16 protein-coding genes are annotated in these 19053 nt (G+C 40.4%); 1 reads left to right on the plus strand and 15 read right to left on the minus strand.

Annotation, left to right across the window (positions count from 1 at the left end; genetic code table 11):
- Positions 1-47: 47 nt before the first annotated feature.
- From ABVT42_RS11525 to ABVT42_RS11595, 15 genes are all read right to left on the minus strand, one after another.
- Complete coding sequence (locus ABVT42_RS11525) at positions 48-593, minus strand: chemotaxis protein CheW (protein ID WP_353895637.1); 546 nt, start codon at positions 591-593, stop codon at positions 48-50.
- Positions 594-598: 5 nt separating this feature from the next.
- A complete protein-coding gene (locus ABVT42_RS11530; RefSeq protein WP_353895636.1) occupies positions 599-1135 on the minus strand; it encodes a chemotaxis protein CheW in 537 nt (178 codons plus the stop codon).
- Between the two features lie 48 nt (positions 1136-1183).
- Entirely contained in the window at positions 1184-3349 is a 2166-nt protein-coding gene (locus ABVT42_RS11535; protein WP_353895635.1) for a chemotaxis protein CheA, read from the minus strand.
- Positions 3350-3910: 561 nt separating this feature from the next.
- Positions 3911-4273 carry a response regulator gene (locus tag ABVT42_RS11540; RefSeq protein WP_353895634.1) on the minus strand — a complete coding sequence of 121 codons (363 nt, stop codon included), beginning with the start codon at positions 4271-4273 and terminating at the stop codon, positions 3911-3913.
- Between the two features lie 16 nt (positions 4274-4289).
- Positions 4290-4574 (minus strand): STAS domain-containing protein, encoded by a 285-nt coding sequence (locus tag ABVT42_RS11545; protein WP_353895633.1) that lies wholly within the window; start codon positions 4572-4574, stop codon positions 4290-4292.
- Between the two features lie 298 nt (positions 4575-4872).
- Positions 4873-5319: a flagellar export protein FliJ gene (fliJ, locus tag ABVT42_RS11550; RefSeq protein WP_353895632.1), complete on the minus strand. Its 447-nt coding sequence runs from the start codon at positions 5317-5319 to the stop codon at positions 4873-4875.
- Positions 5320-5540: 221 nt separating this feature from the next.
- Complete coding sequence (fliI, locus tag ABVT42_RS11555; protein WP_353895631.1) at positions 5541-6872, minus strand: flagellar protein export ATPase FliI; 1332 nt, start codon at positions 6870-6872, stop codon at positions 5541-5543.
- Entirely contained in the window at positions 6862-7569 is a 708-nt protein-coding gene (locus ABVT42_RS11560) for a FliH/SctL family protein (protein WP_353895630.1), read from the minus strand. Before ABVT42_RS11560 ends, fliI begins: the two co-directional genes overlap by 11 nt.
- Before the next feature lie 142 nt (positions 7570-7711).
- Positions 7712-8725: a flagellar motor switch protein FliG gene (gene fliG, locus ABVT42_RS11565; protein WP_353895629.1), complete on the minus strand. Its 1014-nt coding sequence runs from the start codon at positions 8723-8725 to the stop codon at positions 7712-7714.
- Positions 8718-10394 (minus strand): flagellar basal-body MS-ring/collar protein FliF, encoded by a 1677-nt coding sequence (fliF, locus tag ABVT42_RS11570; RefSeq protein ID WP_353895628.1) that lies wholly within the window; start codon positions 10392-10394, stop codon positions 8718-8720. Before fliF ends, fliG begins: the two co-directional genes overlap by 8 nt.
- Before the next feature lie 117 nt (positions 10395-10511).
- The gene (gene fliE / locus ABVT42_RS11575) at positions 10512-10853 is read right to left on the minus strand and encodes a flagellar hook-basal body complex protein FliE (protein WP_353895627.1); all 342 of its coding nucleotides are present in this window, start codon (positions 10851-10853) and stop codon (positions 10512-10514) included.
- Positions 10850-12202: a sigma-54-dependent transcriptional regulator gene (locus ABVT42_RS11580; protein ID WP_353895626.1), complete on the minus strand. Its 1353-nt coding sequence runs from the start codon at positions 12200-12202 to the stop codon at positions 10850-10852. Before ABVT42_RS11580 ends, fliE begins: the two co-directional genes overlap by 4 nt.
- Positions 12192-13508: a sensor histidine kinase gene (locus tag ABVT42_RS11585; protein ID WP_353895625.1), complete on the minus strand. Its 1317-nt coding sequence runs from the start codon at positions 13506-13508 to the stop codon at positions 12192-12194. The genes ABVT42_RS11580 and ABVT42_RS11585 overlap by 11 nt, the downstream gene beginning before the upstream one ends.
- A 152-nt stretch (positions 13509-13660) precedes the next feature.
- Positions 13661-15112 carry a sigma-54 dependent transcriptional regulator gene (locus ABVT42_RS11590; RefSeq protein ID WP_353895624.1) on the minus strand — a complete coding sequence of 484 codons (1452 nt, stop codon included), beginning with the start codon at positions 15110-15112 and terminating at the stop codon, positions 13661-13663.
- Positions 15113-15803: 691 nt separating this feature from the next.
- Positions 15804-16184, minus strand: coding sequence for a VOC family protein (locus ABVT42_RS11595; RefSeq protein ID WP_353895623.1), 381 nt, complete (start codon positions 16182-16184; stop codon positions 15804-15806).
- 1039 nt (positions 16185-17223) lie between these two features.
- Here ABVT42_RS11595 and ABVT42_RS11600 point away from each other — a divergent pair.
- Entirely contained in the window at positions 17224-18669 is a 1446-nt protein-coding gene (locus ABVT42_RS11600; RefSeq protein ID WP_353895622.1) for a flagellin N-terminal helical domain-containing protein, read from the plus strand.
- Positions 18670-19053: the final 384 nt, after the last annotated feature.

The raw sequence follows: 19053 nt of genomic DNA on the forward strand, positions 1-19053 counted from the left end.
GTTTTAAATTTTTACTACTTATCTATTATAAAATTTACCAACCCTTACTACTCAAACTCTTCCAGCTTAAACAACTTATTTAATTCTAGTAAAATAATCATCTCGCCATGCACTTTTGCAATACCTTTAATATATTTGGTGTCAATTTTACCGCCAAGTCGAGGCGCTTCGCGCATCGATTTTTTCTCAACATCGTGCACATCCGAAACGGCATCAACAACAATACCCAAAATGAAAGGATGATCAACGCCTTGTAATTCTGATTTTAAAATAATCACAACAGTAGACTTATCATAAGTCACGCTGTCGTAAGCAAAGCGAATACGCAAATCAATAATGGGAACAACCGTTTCACGCCAGTCGATAACACCTCTAATATAAGGCGGTGTGTCAGGCATTGGTCGAGGCTCTATCCACCCATGTATTTCCTGTACCGACAAAATATCAACACCAAATTCATCATCACCCATTTTAAAAGTTAAATACTGCTTTTTAACTGCTTGCTGATTATCAGCGGCTTTATCAGATTTTCTGCTTTTAGCATCAGTCTCTTGGCTGTTTTTTGCTTCACTATCAATTGCGGTCTGTTCCATTAAAATTATCCTCGACCTGTAAATGGATGTTCAATTAAATCCAGCGAAAGTAAATTACGCAAGTTGAGTAAGGTAACGGCCACATCATTAACAGTGGCAACTCCTTCGGTAAAATAATTATCGATATTGCTGGTATTTCCCGGCAGTTCGCGAATTTTTTCTTCATCAATATTAAATACATCTGACACCCCATCAACCACACATCCCATAAGTCGATCTCGGCCACCTGCGGAATTTTTCAAAATAATAATAACCGTAGTTTCAGAATATTCATGACGTTTAAAATCAAAGCGGACACGTAAATCAATAACGGGTACAATCGTCCCACGTAAATTTAATACGCCTTTGACATATCGCGGAGAATTAGGCAAATAAGTTGGATGTTCCCAAGCTCTAATCTCTTGTACACTAAGAATATCAACAGCAAAAACTTCATCACCAACAATAAAGCTTAAATACTGCGAGCCTGTTTCATGCTCTAAAACCTCGGCATTAGCCGGGTCGACTTCCTGACTTTCGATAACCTGCATCATTTCAGACATGGCAATTCACTTTTAATTATTTCACTTTTTATCAATTCGTATTTTTTATTAAGCAACATTTTTTTGTAAAACTTTGGCGCGATCAGCAGCACGTTTAGCCATACCAACAATATCCAGGATCAGACTCACTCGACCATCACCCAGGATGGTTGCTCCCGACACACCAATAATTGTTTTGTAATGTGACTCAAGACTTTTAATAACCACTTGCTGTTGACCTAGCAACTCATCAATTAACAGTGCAATTTTTTTGTTTTCTCCTTCAACAATAGCAAGCAGTCCTTCAGAAGTTCCTTCTTCGCTAGCTTCTATTTCAAATTCTTTGCGTAAATTAATAACAGGAATATAGTCACCATCGAGTTTGTATACCGGCATATCACCTGCTATTCGAGAAACTTCAGCCATTGCCAGTGGCACCGACTCAATGATAGAAACCAGCGGTAAAACATAAACTTCGCTGGCAACTTTGATGAGTTGTCCATCTAAAATGGCCAATGTTAATGGCAAACGAATAATAAATGTTGTACCGCTGCCAAGTTCAGATTCTATTTCGACACTCCCGCCCAAGTTGTTGATGTTTCGTTTTACAACATCCATACCAACACCGCGCCCCGAAACATCACTCACCACCGCAGCCGTTGAAAACCCAGGTTCCATAATCAGCGATAGAATCTGATCGTGAGACAATTCGCTGCCATCAACAATAAGGCCTTTATCAACTGCTTTTTGGTAGATCACATCGGGATCAATCCCACCACCATCATCGGCCACTTCTATGACGATATTGCCACCTTGATGATATGCGGTAATATTTAAATTACCTTCTTCTGATTTACCAGCCTGTAAACGTTTTTCACTGTTTTCTAATCCGTGGTCTAATGCATTTCTCACTAAATGTGTTAATGGGTCGCCAATTTGCTCCATGACAGTTTTATCTAGTTCGGTAGATTCTCCGCTAATTTGCAGATTAACTTTTTTACCCAGTTGTGAAGATAAATCTCTGACCATTCTTGGTAGTCGATTAAAAATAAATCCAATCGGTAACATGCGAATACGCATGACACTTTCTTGTAGTTCTCGAGTATTTTGTTCAAGCTCAACCAACCCTGCAATTAGCTGGTTCAGTTTGCCCATATTAAAGTTTTCACCCAACTCACTTAACATGGATTGAGTAATGACCAGTTCACCAACCAAATCAATCAACTTGTCGACTTTATCAGTACCAACTCGAATGGACGTTGAAATATTGGGTTTATTGGCAGTCGCTGCTGTTTCGGCTTGCTGGGCACGCTTTAAGTGCACCATGTTTTTTGAACCTGCCGCTTTAGAAGGTCGAATAGCACCGGGGGAAGCCTGCACCGTTTTAGCCGTTACATTTTCTGTTTTGGCTTTGCTCGAACTCGTTTTAGGCGGCTCTGACTTTGCGGTTTTAACCTCATGTGAACTCAAGGCTGACGAGTCAACTTGCGTAATGCTTAAATCACAGTCATCTTCAACCCATTCAAAGACTTCACGTATGTCATTTTCTTCAATGTGAGCATCAAGTAATAAGCGCCAAGCAACATAACAAGACTCAGCTTTCAATGTATTAAATTCGGGCACATCTGTGAGAACAACAGTTGATTCCAAATGGCCTAATGATTTTAATTCACGAAACATACGTAATGGTTCATTCCCTGTTTCAAGAATATAGGGTTTGGGCTTGAAATCAATTTGCCAGATTGGATGCAGTTCACTTTCATCATTGGCTATGGTGACTTGTTGTTTATCAGCAGTTGAATGTTCGGATGATTGAGATGTTTGTTTGGTCGATGGTGCTGTTGAATCGGAATCTTCACCTAACAATTCATGAAATTGATTGACCAGTTCAGTATGTGATTCACCGACCGCTTCATTTTGCTGAATACGGTTTAACATACCTCGCAAACAATCAACTGAGCGCAATAATAAATCAATGAGTTCGCGCGTTACCTCACGCTCTGCCGAGCGCATTTCGTCCAGTAAAGTTTCCATAACATGGGTAAATTCTGCGACCTCTTTAAAGTTGAAAGTTGCACTACCACCTTTTATGGAATGGGCAGCACGAAAGATAGTATTGATGATTTCCAAATCAGAATCAGCTTCAAGATTAAGCAGTTTTTCTTCCATTGTATCCAGACCTTCGAGACTTTCCTCAAAAAACACCTGGTGAAACTGACTTAAATCGATTTCCATTGTTATACCTTTTAATTTAAGATGAGTGTTGCTAATTCAAGACTGTTTAATTTAAAATTGGCTTGTTTCGATGTTTCTTTGTTAAATTTTCCTTTTTTGAAAAACCTCCTTTTCTAAACCTTCCTTATTCTTAAAGGACTTCTCTTTGTAAAGTTAGTTTTTTTGCAAACTTGATCACTTGCGCTAAAACCGATAAAAAACCAATATTTTTTTATTTCACTAACATTAAATTAACCTGATTCAAAGCTAAGCGACATCACAATGGCTTTATTTACATGCCGATTGTTTTGCCTGTTGATTGATTAAAAAACATAAGCTTTAAAATCAAACAACACCAGAAATACTTCGTCTTACTTCAAATGGCGCGGTACTATTTAAAGCAATTATTTCAACTTAAAAACATGACCTTTTAGTAAAATTGATTTATTGACTCAGCCTACAAAAGCGCCTTTTATTGCACCCAAACTTTTGCCAAATCAGTATCGGCTTGTTCATTATGACTAATATTTCAACTAACTGAAAAACAGTCAGCTTAATGTATTAAGCCTGTAAACACTTTAATCATCCTAAAACTTTATTGACTGTAGCTAACAGTTGATCAGGATTAAACGGTTTTACAATCCAGCCGGTTGCACCAGCAGCTCTCCCCGCTTGTTTTTTATCACCCGATGATTCCGTTGTAAGCATCAGAATTGGGGTAAACTTATATTTGTCCATATTACGCAACTCTTTCACAAGGGTCAGTCCATCCATATTTGGCATGTTGACATCTGAAATAACAACATCAAAACTTTGTGACTTTGCGGCATTTAAGGCTTCTACCCCATCAGTTGCTTCAGCAACTTCAAACCCTGCACTTTTTAAAGTAAAAGTGACCATTTGTCGCATAGATGCAGAATCATCTACGGCCAGTATTTTTGTCATTCATCTATCTCCGAATTTACTCATATGCTAAATTTAGCGCTTTACTCATTCCCAAAATCTCACTGGCTTGAATCAGCACGTCCGTTGGCTTTTGCCAGGTAACACTACCGCCTTGGTGTTGAACTGCCTCTATAAAAGCATAGACTAATTGCAACCCAGCGGTATCTGCTCGCTCGATATTACTGGCGACTAATACCACGGGCAGTTGTTTGTGTAATGCTGTTTCTAATCGGCCTTTTAAATTAGCCGCATGGGCAATGTCGAGCGCGTTACCGAGACTGACAGTAGCTTTCTTATTCAAAAATATCTCCTTTTAGGGATTTTTTTAAAATACCATTCTTTTTACCATTAGTTCCTTTCATTAGGTATAGCAGATTTTTAAGAACTTACCCCTTTATCTGAATAATTTTAGTAATTTATTCGACCAATAAAAATTTTAAACAAGAATAAAATGAATGATAGAAATTATGTTTATCACTAAAAATGCATACTATCGCAAAGGGCTGAATGGATTCAAAAAGTTGCCGTTTCGGTATCAGTTTTAAAACCGATACCTTCGGCCTATCTTGCTAATATAGATTGCTTGATAAAAGAAAGAGTTACTTGGCGTGTTGTCGAATAAATGCCTGAGTTGACATTTCATCAATACGATTGGCTTCTTTTTTGTTCTGGTTTTGCATTTCTTTATGCTGTAACTTTTGCATCACTTGCGTGATGGTTTTAGTTTTATTGCGCTGATTTGTCCACCGACCTTTACTGGCATCCAGTTGTTGATTGCAGCGCTCAATGGTTTCTTTTTGTTGGCTAATAGCCAAGTCAAGTTTGGCTAAAAACTGATGATATTGTTGCAGACGCGAACCACTAACACCTATTTTGGTTTGTTGTTCCATTTCAAACAGGTATTCTTGTCGATATGTTTTTAATTGTTCAAGCTTTTGTTCTTGCAGCTGACGATTATGTAATGACTCACCCATTTCTTTGGCGGCAGCTTTTTCCTTATTTTGAGCCATTTCCTGTATTGGCTTTAAGCGCTTTGAACGTACCATTTAAACTCCGCGTTTAGTCATTTGGCTTCTTAAAATAAATAGATTTATTTTAATTTAAACTTGTTGGCATCAATGAGCATCTATTCAGATAATCATTTATTCTTAATGCATTTTTTTTAATCAATTTTATTTATAAAATTCTAAATAAAACTTATTTACTCACCAGATTGCTGGCTTTTTTCACAATCACTATTCTTTTACTTAGACTAAAGTATAGTCTTTTATTGCATCATTTGCTGGAGCAAATCAATGCTCTCTTGCATTTCAACTTTTTCATTTATTTTCTGACAAAGAAAATCTCGTATCATGGGCATCATTTCAATCGCTTCATCGATTACCGGATCACTACCAATTTGATAGGCACCCACGGTAATCAAATCTTTATTTTGCTGATAGGTTGAATATAAATATTTTAAATGACGAATGGCAGTTTGATGCTCATCTTTTGTGATCTGATTCATCACCCGACTCACCGATCCTTCAATATCGATAGCCGGATAATGACCCGAATCAGCCAGTTCACGAGTCAGCACCAAATGGCCATCAAGAATTGCTCTGGCTGCATCAACAATAGGATCTTGTTGATCATCACCTTCTGCCAATACGGTATAAAAAGCGGTAATTGAACCACCACCTTGTGCACCGTTACCCGCGCGCTCAACCAATTGCGGCAGCATGGCAAAAACCGATGGCGGATAACCTTTGGTTGCAGGCGGCTCGCCAATAGCCAGTGCGACTTCACGCTGTGCCTGACAAAAACGTGTGAGCGAATCCATTAACAATAAAACATTCATTCCCTGATCTCGAAAATACTCAGCAATAGTGGTTGCCGACATTGCGCCTTGCAAACGCATTAATGGTGAGTTATCGGCAGGGACGGCAACAACGACTGAACGCTTAGTCCCCGTTTCACCTAAGATCTGCTCAATAAACTCTTTAACCTCTCGTCCCCGTTCACCAATTAATCCTACGACAATGATGTCGGCTTCAGTAAATCGAGTCATCATTCCCAGTAAAACACTTTTACCCACACCACTACCGGCCAATAATCCCATGCGCTGTCCACGGCCAACCGTTAACACTGAATTGATGCAGCGAACGCCCACATCGAGTGGTTCAGTTACCGGTTTACGGTTGAGTGGATTAATTGGCTGCGATGCCAATGGGCGAGTTTGATGACAGTGTATTGGACCTTTTCCATCAATCGGTTTACCTTGCCCATCAAGCACTCTACCAAGCAAGTTTTCACCCACCGGAATTTCTGCTGCCTTATGGGTTGGGATTACTCGTGCGCCAGGACCCAACCCCTGAATACTGCCAATTGGCATGAGGTATATTTTATCGAGGGTAAAGCCGACAACTTCAGCCTCTTCTAGTTTGCCGTGAATGGTTTCAATAAAACAGCGCTCGCCAATATTTACCGCACACCCCACCGCTTCAAGAGTCATACCAACCATTCTTGTCAGCCGACCTTCAACCACTATACCAGATTGTTGTTTAACTTTTGGAGTGATTTGGCTAAGATATCGCGCAAACACTTCATCATTCAGCATCAGCTTCTCCGGCACGTTGTCCGCCAGCAACCCGACTAAATAAAACTGCAATTTGTTTATCGATTGAGGCATCTACTTTTGAATTTTCAGTGGTAACCTGAGCGCTGCCTTTTTCGACCGATGGATCCGTTTTGATTTGCCAATTAGCCGACTCATCTTGATCATCAATATTGAGCGCCTGACTGACAATTGTGGCATCTTCAGGATGCAAGGCAATGACAATGTTTTGCGAACCAACGGGTAATAAGCGCAGTGCTTCTCGAATAATTGCAATAAGCTGAGCGGGATCTTGTTGTAATTCACGCCGGACAATTTGTCGTGCGATAGCAAATGCCAGTTGTACCAGTTGCTGCTGTGTTTTTTCGCCGCATTGTTCAACGGGATTGGCCAGTTGGGTAATGACTTGTTGCAATAACTGACTTTGTTGCTGAATCAGTGCCTGACCATTTTGCAAACCTTCATCTTTACCTTGGTTAAATCCTTCCTGATAGGCGGCATCACGAATGGCTTGTAATTCTTGCGCTTTTATTTGCAGGGCTTCTTCCTCACTGATTTCTTCTTCTATCTCCTCTTCTTCAACCGGCTGTCTAAATCCGGGCGCATTACCAAAATCAAGCTCTGGCGCTTTCCAGGCAGAAAACTGAGTCGCATTTTTGATCAGTTTTATTGGCTCTTCGGATTTACCTTTGAGTACCATTGTTATACCTTATTTGAACGCATATAAATGTATATGAATTTATTAATATGAATTTATTAATATGAACTTATATAAACGAATATTAAGTCATATAACTGTGCTTGAATTTACTCAATAATCAATTCAGCTTTACGTCGCCAGACTAAACCATTTCTTCGCCACTACCACCGAGTACGATTTCTCCAGAGTCAGCCATACGACGTGCAACTGTTAGTATTTCTTTTTGTGCGGCTTCAACTTCACTGAGTTTGACCGGACCCATAGCTTCTAAATCATCACGCATTAATTCTGCTGCTCGTTTCGACATATTTTTAAAGATTTTTTCTCGAATATCATCTTCACAGGCTTTCAATGCGATGATTAATGTATCGGTTGAAATTTCACGAAGTAATGCTTGGATACCGCGATCATCGACATCGACCAGATTATCAAATACAAACATCAAGTCTTCAATTTGTTGGGCTAAATCTTCATCGACTTCTTTAATGGAATCCATAATTAATGCTTCGTTCGCGCCATCCATAAAGTTCATAATTTCGGCTACAGTTTTCACACCGCCAATTTGACGAGATTGGGTGGAACCACTGCCGGTAAATTGTTTTTCCATAATGTCATTCAGTTCTTGTAATGCATCGGGCTGTACGGCTTCTAATGCCGAAATGCGCAATGCTAAATCGACTCTGACTTTATCTGGTAATAATTGAAGTACTTCTGCCGATTGATCAGGATCGAGGTAAGATAAAACTATCGATTGAATTTGTGGGTGTTCGAATCGAATGACATCAGCCACCGAGCGAGCATCCATCCACTTGAGTGTGTCGAGTCCTTTTGTGTTGGCCCCCGCCAAAATTCTGTCAATTAACGCTCCCGCTTTATCTTCACCCAATGCTGACTTTAACGTGCTACGAATATAATCTTCGGTACCAATACCAATACCCGTTTGTTCTTCAACCTTTTCTAAAAACTCATCGACGACTTCTTCAACCGCACCCTTACCAATATTTTTTAACGAAGCCATTTGCATACCCAGCACCTGAACTTCTTTAGGTCCCATATGCTTGAGAACCTCAGCCGCGGTATTTTCACCTAATGACAACAGCAAAATTGCCGCTTTATCAATGCCGCTTAATTTGGATTTTTTGGGTTCATCAGCCATTATCGTCAATCCAGTTTTTCACAAGTTGCGCCACCAGTGTAGGGTTGTTATTCACCACACCTTTAGCCTGTTCTAACTTTTTCACTTCACCCACAGTAGGCGGAGGTAATTCGAGATTATCATTACCCGACAGCACGACATGATCATCAGCCAGCCCACCCAGAGAACCAGCATCATCCAGCCCGCCCATATCAAGCTCATCGTTGTCACTTAAGCTGACCTCTTTAGCAGGCACACTGGAGAGCTTTTTCAAGGTTGGTTTAAGTACGCCAAAAATCAATAACAGACCAAGAATCAGACCGATAACCGGCTTAAGCAGTGATTGAAATAATTCAGTTTCATAAAAGGCTGGCGGCAAAGGCTCAGGTAATGTTTCACCCGTCATAAAGGGAAACGATTCTACACTCACTAAATCACCTCGTTGCACACTATAACCAATAGCAGCTTGCACCAGCCGACTGATTTGTGCCAGCTCGGCAGCAGAGCGTGGTATTTTTTGCCCTTCGTTGGCTGGGTCATTGATATGATCCAGTCCAATCGATACGCTGATACGTTTGATAATTCCGACTTGCGGCAAGATATGACTAATTGTAGTATCTAATTCATAGTTTCGCTCAGCTTCCAACCGCTTGTTTGTGTTACTGGTTGCGGCCTGCTGTCCTTGATTGTTATTTGCCTGTGCGGGTATTTGTGCCGCACCTGGAGGCTGGTTACTTAACGCTCCAGGAACGCCTTCGGCATTGCCCCCGTTGCGTGAATCATCAATCGTGCGTTCACTGCGCACCGCAGGTAAATCAGGATTGAATGACTGTAGTGTTTGTTCTTTTTTAGTGAAGTCCATATCAACATTGACTTGAACGGTGTAGGCACCAATACCAACCAAAGGCGTGAGAATTTCCTCGACTCTACTTTTAATATCTTCTTGTCGTTCACGCATAATTTTAAGTTCGCGATTTGATTCATTTTGTGAATGCGTCATGCTTCCCGAATGATACAGTCGCCCAAATTGATCGGTAATCGTCACTCGTTCACGTTCGAGGTTGGGAATACTGCTAGAAACCAAATCAACCATTGCCCCAACTTGCTCTTCGGACAATGCACCGCGTGAATATAAATTCAGTAACACCGATGCACTGGGCTTTTTTCTATTTTTAATAAAAGACGATTCTTTAGGAATAGCCAAGTGGACTTTAACGGCTTTCACCCCGTTAAATTGTTGTAGAGTTGATGTCAGCCTTAGTTCTTGATTACGCAGTAAGCGTGCTTTTTCCATTCGCTGTGACACACCAAACCCTGAGTCCTTTTTCAAATAAGGATCTTCTTCATTTTGTCCTACGGCAATACCTTGTGCGCCTAATTCTATTTGAATACGTTTGTAGCGACTCTGTGGAACCAGCACTCTACCAGTAGTATCAATGCGGTAAGGAATCTGCTGTTGCTCAAGGTAATTAATCACATCCATTGAGGCTTCAGGTGGCAAATTTTCCAGTGGTCTCATTGGCGGTTCGTTAGACCACAACGCAATAAAAACACCCAGTGCGATACTGGCGGCAATGGCAATCAGGATGCCCACCTGTTTTAGTGGTGCCAGACTTGTCATGCCGGGTAAAATCCCCGGAGAAGAACCGGAATCCACTTCTACCAAATCTGTCGATGCTGCTTCTGCCACTTTGACCTCTGAATGCTTTTTTTAATCACTTTTTGAGTAAACGTTTAGAGCGATTCTGTTAATTTAATTCACGCCATTGACAATTCACTTTGTTGACAATTTACCGCGGTTATCCATTTAAATCGGCATGTTCATAATATCTTGATAAGCCGACACCACTTTATTTCTCACTTGTAAGGTTGCCTGAAAAGCCACACTGGCTTTTTGTGATGCAATCACGGCTTTCACCAGACTAGCCCCGCCATCACCAGCTTCAACCTGAGTTGCCGCCATAGCCGATTGTTGCTGGTAGTGGTTCACTTTATTAATCGCACTGCTCAGTACATTGCCAAAATTATTTTGTGGCGTTTGATTAACTTCGGCAGGATTTGTAATTGCCGCATCACCACCCGCTTTCGCCATACGACTCAAGCGCTGCATTTGCGCCTGAATTAAGCTTTGATCAATCGATGTTTTCATGACAGATCTCCTTTACTGGGAATGTCGTAACCTAACTCACGCATTTTGGCGAGTTTGTAGCGAAGGGTACGAGGACTGATACCTAATCCTTCTGCGACATCTTTTTTCTTACAGCGATATTTTTCCATCGCTTCAATGATTAGTTGAAATTCATGGTGGAGCATATCTGAACCAAGTCGACTGGCTTGTTGACCATCGTTTGCTTTATCATCAGGGCTAGTTGTCAGCCACTCATTTTCAAATTGAATCTCATCGGCGGTCACTTGTTTATCACTTGCCAGCACGGCAATTCTTTGCACCAGATTATCCAGCTCACGAACATTACCAGGCCACGGATAAGCAACCAGTTTTGCTTTGGCATCATTGGCCAGGGTCAGTCCACCACGACTGTGTACAAACTCATTTTTAGCAAGTAGCGATTCGACTAACGGAATGATATCTTTAGGACGATCTTTCAACGCCAGACATTGAATGGGAAAAACGTTTAATCGGTAGTATAAATCTTCACGGAAGTTTTTATCGGCAACTTCTTGTTTTAAATCGCGGTTAGTCGTTGCAATAATTCTAACATCGAGTTTAATTGACTTTTTTCCACCTAATCGCTCAACTTCTTTTTCTTGAATTACACGCAAAATTTTTGCCTGCAACGCTAAATCCATTTCGGAAATTTCATCGAGTAACAAGGTACCTTTTTGAGCTTGTTCAAATTTTCCCATATTAGATTGATGTGCGCCGGTAAAAGCCCCTTTTTCGTAGCCAAACAATGTTGCTTCAAGCATATTTTCTGGAATAGCGGCACAATTTATTGCGACAAAAGGTTGTTCATTACGTGCTGAATTTTGATGAATAAATCGCGCCATCACCTCTTTACCTGCCCCACTTGGCCCAGACAATAAAACATTAGCATCGGACTGAGCAATTTTATGGGCATAATCGTAAAGTTTTTTGCTGGCAGGATCTTCAACTACAATATCGCCTGCCAATTTTTTAGGTAAATAGTTTTCAATCAGGCTGGTTAAGCGGTGTGCTTCAAATGGTTTTTGCAAATAATCACAAGCACCTAACCGCATAGCTTCAACGGCATCGCTGATATCACCATAAGCCGTCATTAAAATTACGGGGAGTTGCGCACTTTTACGGCGCACATTTTTGAGTAAATCAATCCCACTCATTTGCCCCATTTGCATATCGGTCACAACCATATCCGGTAAGTTATCTTCACTCAGCAAGTTCATGGCAGACTCTGCACAATCAGCCGACAGAGTATTGTAGCCTGATATTTTTAAACTGGATGTCAATGCTTCTCTTAACGCAGAATCATCTTCAACAACGAGAACACTAGAACTCATAAATTTTCTCCTGCTTGCTGGTAGCCTGATTGTTAGGGCTAGGATTGATAGAATTAAGACTTGTTAAATTTTCAGCAGTAACCGACAAAGGAATATTGACTCTGAAACAAGTACCTTGTGCCGAACTTGAATTAACCTGAATATTTCCCTGATGCTCAATAACCACACCATGAACAATAGCAAGTCCCAATCCGTTTCCGTTATTTTTACTGGTATAAAAGGGTTCAAAAATTTTCTGTTGCACCGATTTTTCAATACCACAGCCATTGTCACTGACTTCAATCAATAATGTTTTAGCGACTTGTATTTTTACTTTAATTTGAGGGTGTTTAATATTTTTGCACGCATCAACAGCATTCTCAATTAAGTTCATAACCGCGCCAAGTAATGCATCTTGGTCACCATGAATGACGGCGGCAGAATTTTGCGGAATATGACTAACAAAAGTGACCGGCAGTAAAAACTCGGCTTGATGGGCCATTAATTTTTGGTAAAAGCTTTTAACAGAAATAATGGATTTAGTTTTGCGCTCACCTTTTACAAAGTTCAACATGTCGGTTATCTGACGCTCCATATAATGTAAGCGCTCCATTAAACTTTGCGAAAACTCATGCTTCAATTGTGCCGCCAATTTTTCATCGGTTAAGTGTGAACCATATAAAATAGCTGCCGATAAAGGTGTTCGAATTTGATGAGCTAACGAAGCAATCATTTTACCCATGCTCGAAAGCTTTTGTTGCTGACTTAGTTCGGCCTGTAGTTGACGCGTTTTTGTCAAATCAGTTAAGACAACAATTTGACCGGGTTCAGCATCGAGCGCTTTAGTTTCAATATGGATTTTACGTCCGTCCTTTAAAGAAATTTGATGTCCATCATCATCTTGCGGGTCAAATGCACGACGAATAATATCAACCCAAAGTTGACCGAGCAGCGGTCGTCCTAATATTTCTGTTGCAACAGCATTGCAATCTTTAACTTTTCCCTGACTATCAATAACAACAACACCGGCAGGCATAATGGATAAAAGATTTTGTAATCGATCAGAAAGGGCGGCCTTTTCTACCAGTAGCTGTTGATTTTCTTGCATGGCAGATTGTTTTTCTTCGGCTTCATTTTTTAATTGACCGTTCAGCTTTTTTACCTGGGATTCCAGTGTTTGATAAGAATTAACAAATGATTTTGACAAGCGGTTTAATTCGGACATTACCGAGTCAAGTTGAATACCATTTTCCAATGTTACTTCGCCCTGAGTTGGTATTTCTGGAAAATAATTTTGGGCTGCTGAAGTCTGGTTGGCTTGTGGCATTGATCATTGCTCCAAAGTTTTAAACGGTGTCAATAAAATTACTTAATGACGAAATTTAATTTACTTAGAGCAATTACCGTGCCGATTTTAATTTTTATTATGTTTCAAAGAGTTAGAAAGATTAATTCATTAAACTAACAGTGAGGTGTCAATTAACTGGCTTTTTGTAAATGATATTTTCGCATTTTTTCAACCAGTGTTGTTCGTCGCATACCTAACCGTTTTGCTGCGCGGGCAACAACCCAGTCTTCTTCGGCAAGTGCTTGTTCAATATAGGAGATTTCAAGTTTAGCAACAAACTCTTTTAAGTTAACACCATTTTCAGGCAAATGTGCCAATGGCGCTTGTGGATCGACCGGAACTTTTAGTTTTTCTTTTTCAGTGACCATCGCTCTGCGATCAGCCAGCTCTGGTGTTGGGTAACTGGCAAGCCCCTCCGTTCTTTGATATTCGCTCGGTAAGTCTTTGACATCCACAACGCCATAAGGATAAAGAATACATAAACGTTCAATCAAATTGGCCAGTTCACGTACATTACCCGGCCACTGACATTGCATCAAAGACAGCACCGCATTAGGACTTAAACGGACTGATCCGCGTTTATCGTTTTCTAAGCGAGCAACCAGTTCATTGATTAATAGCGGCAAGTCATCAACACGCTGGCGCAGTGCGGGCATTTCTATAGGAAAAACATTTAGCCGATAATACAGATCTTCTCGAAATCGATTTTCACTGACTTCATTTTCCAAATCACGGTGAGTTGCGGCAATAATGCGTACATCAGCCTGAATAGATTGGTTACTACCAACTCGTTCGAAAGTGCGCTCTTGTAATACGCGCAATAATTTAACTTGCATCGGTAATGGCATATCGCCAATTTCATCGAGAAAAATTGTCCCGCCTTGTGCCAGTTCAAATCGTCCTTGTCGCGCCGTAAGCGCACCAGTAAAAGCCCCTTTTTCGTGACCAAATAATTCGCTTTCTAACAACTCCGCCGGAATCGCACCGCAATTTATCGGCACAAATGGTTTTTCAGAGCGCTCAGATAAATAATGCAGGTTACGTGCAGCCACTTCTTTACCGGTACCAGACTCACCTAAAATCAATACACTGGCATCGGTTTTAGCGACTTGTTCAATCAAGTGACGAATGTTTTGCATAGCATCGCTCTGCCCCACCATACTGCGGAAAAGTTCGAGTGATTTATTATCTTCGGTAAATGCATGTTGATTATCGCGGCAGTACTGGCATGAATGAATGGCTTCGAGTACTTCGTTGTGTTTTAGCGGCCAACTAATACGCCCAACGATTTGTCGCGATAATTGACTAGAAATACCGCCCGACATGGGGACATCATCGAGCATCAAAATGGGCATGGTTTCATCTTGCGCATGAATTTCGCGTATCAGGCTGGAAACCTCAGAGTAACTGGTCAGTTCACCCAACAATACGCCAATCAATAGTTCTGAGTTTTGAAAATGACTTTGCCAGTTTTCACTATTTGCTTCTTGGCAGGATTCGCCAACAAAATCAAATATGGTTTTTAAGTCGTGGCAGCGTTCCTTATCATCATCAATGATTAACAACTTCTTACTTTCTATCATTATTATTTCGTCCAGAAGATTACAACAATCGCTTATGAATTAATCAAAAAGAGAACTAATCGGTTTACTTAGCTATATTTCTAGTAAAATTACCGCTTTTTGTCAAAGTTTTGTCAGTGTTTATTTGTTTGTGTCAAAACTTATACAATTTCTGTGAATTTTGAATTGTTCATTTAACAATCAATCAGTCTGAGTATATAGAACTCTGTTTGATTAACTATATATCTTAATAACCAATATTGATTAAAGACTTTTCGATTATATGATTTTAGTATAGATGTTGAATAAATATTGAATATGTTAATCGTATCGAAGTCGAGGTTTGGGGAATTCGTTTTAGTTTAATTAACTGATTTAAATGAATTGATTTAAACCAGCAACCAATGGATACCACTAAATTCCTTGTTATCATTTTAAAACGGTTTCGACTAAAGCATATTCGCCTCACTTAAATCAAGCTGATATTTTGAGTTTTATTACTTTTTTATACCGACATTAATAAAGTTGCTGATGGGCGCTTTAAATCGTTTAATGATTGATTCATTATTGTGAAATTAAGCACCGTATTTTTTATTTTTAAAATGGCAAATACTGCTTTAGTGTAAGATAATTTTTGGTTGATTGAGTGAATATCATATTGAATCAGCATTCACTTTTCTAATCAATTGATCCTGTCGTCATATTGTCAAACTTAGTCACGCCGTTCAACTCGCCAGGGGGGATTTTTACGATTATCCCCCGCCCAATATAATTTTAATCGATTACCACTCGGATCCAGTAACACAGCTTCTCGCCACAAGTACGATTGATCTTGCGGTGCTTGAATAAACTCAAATCCTTTTGCTTGAAGTTGTTCAACCCAACTATCTAATTTTTCGGTTTCAAAGTAGATGACCGATTGGTTCGGTGTGACATGTTCGGTTAACGATAATGAAAAAGTGGCATCACCTTCGGGGCATTCAAAGCGGGCGTAATGCGGGGTATCGACAATCTGTAAAAATCCCATGCGGCGGTAAAACTCGGTGGCACATTGCATGTCGGTAACGGGCAAAGTAACTTGATTTAAATTCATTGGATGTCTCAAACCTTATTTTCTCAAATCTTATTCAACTAATAATACTTTATTGCATATTGAGTATTCTGAAAGTGTTGCATTAAGCGGGATATCTAGCAGAATATCAAGTGCTTTCCAGAGAGCCAATTAGTGCCGTTAAGAGAAACGCTACCAATACTAATACAATTGCAATTACAACACTCTAATTGATTATATGAATAATGAAATGCCGTTTTAGCTACAGGATAACGCCTTTCCAATTTCGGCTCTTATTAATTTCGGTGATTTTTTGACGAGGAAATGATAAATCGTATCGAATTGAGCAAAATCAAGTCAAAAGCGGTTATTTATTGACCTTTCGGCAAGTTGGCAGGCAAGGTTTTGCCTCTTGAGAGCGAAATTGCCGCTATTTTGTCATGACTTTTTTACGGGCAAAGAAAAGGGGTCGTCTAGCGACCCCTTACCGTACGACTGAAGATAAACGCTTTGCGGCTGTTCTCAGCAACCACTTGCTTTTATGCTTCGCGCTAAAGCCCTTATTTTAAGCTGTTCTCAGCAACTTAAGACTCAGACTAAAGCTAAAGTGTTCCGAAGAACTCAGCCTAAAACAATAAAGCGGAGATTTATCATGGGTAATGAACTTTCTTCATCAATATTGTCTTTAGCTGATTTACATTAAGCAATGCGTGTGCCAGTTTTTTTAATCAAACTCAAATTATCTTATTTTTGTTAATGTTGGTGCATTTCCAATAAGTACCCAATCTTTCATGGTGATCACCGGCATAAAAAAATATTAAAAAAATTTCAACGCTAATTAAAGTCGGATTTTTTGACGCCGATACAAGGTTTGAAGCGGATTTCTCACCCGCCTCGTCTTTAGCCGGTTATCTCAGTAAGCGTCTAAAGCCAATCTCTATTTCTCAGGTAGATGGTTACCGAAAGAATTATTCTCAGTTCTTCTTTCCCAATTATTTTTTATTTAATTTTTTACTCACGAACAGCATTTTTACCTCTGACCGCATGTTGTTTCTGAGTCAATAGATTAGGAGTTAATAAAATGGGAAACGTATTATCAACAAATGTTTCTTCACTGAATGCCCAGCGTAATTTAATTAATGTTAACGGTAATCTGGCGACAACCTTTCAGCGTCTTTCTTCTGGCCTTAGAATTAACAGTGCCAAAGACGATGCAGCCGGATTGCAAATTTCTAATGGCTTAACCTCGCAAATTAATGGTTTAACCGTTGCCTCACGTAATGCCAATGACGGTATTTCTCTGGCTCAGGTTGCTGAAGGGGCTTTGCAGGAATCAACCAACATTCTGCAACGTATCCGTAATTTGTCGATCCAGTCGGCTTCTGATGTTAATGGCCCCAGAGAACGGGCAGCCTTACAATCAGAAGTGACTCAATTAATTCAAGAATTAGGACGAATCGCTGAAACGACTCGATTTGGTAGCACCCAATTACTTGATGGCACTTTCAGTGCGCGAAATATTCAGGTTGGTGCCCAAGCCAACGAAACCATTTCGGTGAGCATCTCGGATGCCCGTGCAACCGCGCTTGGCAGCAATATACTAGTTGCTTCAGGCTCAATCCTGGGCACAACGGTTTCAACTGTTGCTAACGGGGTAGCCGCAGAGACTGATTTAGCCTTAACCACCGCCGAAGGGGGTACAGTATCTAATATCAGTTATCCGGCTAATGCCAGTGCTGCGGATATTGCGACGGCAATTAACAACGCCGCTAACGGAATCGGTATTACCGCAACTGCTTCTAACTCAACAACGCTGACAGGTTTAACGGCGGCAGGTGATGTGACCTTTACACTCAATGGGAGTGCTATCGCGGCAACCATCACTAATGCCAATGACTTAACGGCAATTGCAGCGGCAATTAATGGCTCATCAACGGCAACCGGTGTCACTGCCACTTTTGCCAACCCTAATAACCTGTCGACTCTTACCTTAAGAACCACTGACGGTCGTGATATTGCCTTATCAGCCTTTGCCAATGCAACCGCCGGTAATGACTCGATCACCATTGGCGGCAACACCCTGACTGAAGGGGGAACGATTATTGGTAATGTAGTGGGAACTGTTTCACTGGAAAGTTCTAAAGGCCAGATTACTACGGCCACTGCCAGTACAGAGGCTTTCCCTAATGCTACCTCGACCAGTAGTTTTAGTTCGGTCGAGAGTATTGATATTTCAACTTATGCCGGTGCGCAGTCTGCCTTAGCGGTATTGGATGCCTCACTTCAGAAAATCGATTCTCAGCGAGCTGATTTGGGTGCGGTACAAAATCGCTTCTCCAGCACGATATCAAATCTGGGTAGTATTATCGAAAACGCCTCAGCAGCCCGTTCACGGATCAGAGACACGGACTATGCGGCGGAAACTGCCGAGTTATCAAAAAGCCAGGTATTGCAACAAGCAGGACTCTCAATCCTGTCGCAAGCCAATGCTTCCAGTCAATCTGTATTATCTCTACTCCAAGGGTAGAACCATGACCGCTAATAGAGCCCCTACCGTACGACAACTTTAGGCGCATCTGACAAGGGTCTGTAATTTACAGCCCCTTGTTTATGCCTTAAAAATCAATACATTAAGTTTTTGAATAAAACTTTTCAGAAATTTTTTGTCGAAAAAATAAAGTCGCCATTTTCAGCGCCGATACAATCTGTGAACGCAAATTGTTCTCAGCAATATGCGGTCGGACAAATGATTGTTTCTCAGGCGATGATTTTTCTCAGACTTCACCTCTTTTGAAACCTTAATCTGTCCTGGAAAAACAGGTTTCTCAGGCTTGCTTTTCACACAAGACGCGGATGGCGAAAGCTATCTATTTTTTAAGCACTTTGTAATTTCAAATTTATTGAATATCAA

This window comes from Aliikangiella maris, assembly GCF_040719265.1.
GTDB classification, from domain to species: domain Bacteria; phylum Pseudomonadota; class Gammaproteobacteria; order Enterobacterales; family Kangiellaceae; genus Aliikangiella; species Aliikangiella maris.

Bases quoted from the DNA above. Each gene is read 5' to 3' on its own strand.
- fliI (WP_353895631.1), bottom strand. From the start codon at position 6,872: ATGCTGAATGATGAAGTGTTTGCGCGATATCTTAGCCAAATCACTCCA.
- ABVT42_RS11580 (WP_353895626.1), bottom strand. From the start codon at position 12,202: ATGAGTTCTAGTGTTCTCGTTGTTGAAGATGATTCTGCGTTAAGAGAA.
- ABVT42_RS11560 (WP_353895630.1), bottom strand. From the start codon at position 7,569: ATGGTACTCAAAGGTAAATCCGAAGAGCCAATAAAACTGATCAAAAAT.
- ABVT42_RS11535 (WP_353895635.1), bottom strand. From the start codon at position 3,349: ATGGAAATCGATTTAAGTCAGTTTCACCAGGTGTTTTTTGAGGAAAGT.
- ABVT42_RS11590 (WP_353895624.1), bottom strand. From the start codon at position 15,112: ATGATAGAAAGTAAGAAGTTGTTAATCATTGATGATGATAAGGAACGC.
- ABVT42_RS11600 (WP_353895622.1), top strand. From the start codon at position 17,224: ATGGGAAACGTATTATCAACAAATGTTTCTTCACTGAATGCCCAGCGT.
- ABVT42_RS11540 (WP_353895634.1), bottom strand. From the start codon at position 4,273: ATGACAAAAATACTGGCCGTAGATGATTCTGCATCTATGCGACAAATG.
- ABVT42_RS11595 (WP_353895623.1), bottom strand. From the start codon at position 16,184: ATGAATTTAAATCAAGTTACTTTGCCCGTTACCGACATGCAATGTGCC.
- fliG (WP_353895629.1), bottom strand. From the start codon at position 8,725: ATGGCTGATGAACCCAAAAAATCCAAATTAAGCGGCATTGATAAAGCG.
- fliE (WP_353895627.1), bottom strand. From the start codon at position 10,853: ATGAAAACATCGATTGATCAAAGCTTAATTCAGGCGCAAATGCAGCGC.
- ABVT42_RS11585 (WP_353895625.1), bottom strand. From the start codon at position 13,508: ATGCCACAAGCCAACCAGACTTCAGCAGCCCAAAATTATTTTCCAGAA.
- fliJ (WP_353895632.1), bottom strand. From the start codon at position 5,319: ATGGTACGTTCAAAGCGCTTAAAGCCAATACAGGAAATGGCTCAAAAT.
- ABVT42_RS11525 (WP_353895637.1), bottom strand. From the start codon at position 593: ATGGAACAGACCGCAATTGATAGTGAAGCAAAAAACAGCCAAGAGACT.
- ABVT42_RS11530 (WP_353895636.1), bottom strand. From the start codon at position 1,135: ATGTCTGAAATGATGCAGGTTATCGAAAGTCAGGAAGTCGACCCGGCT.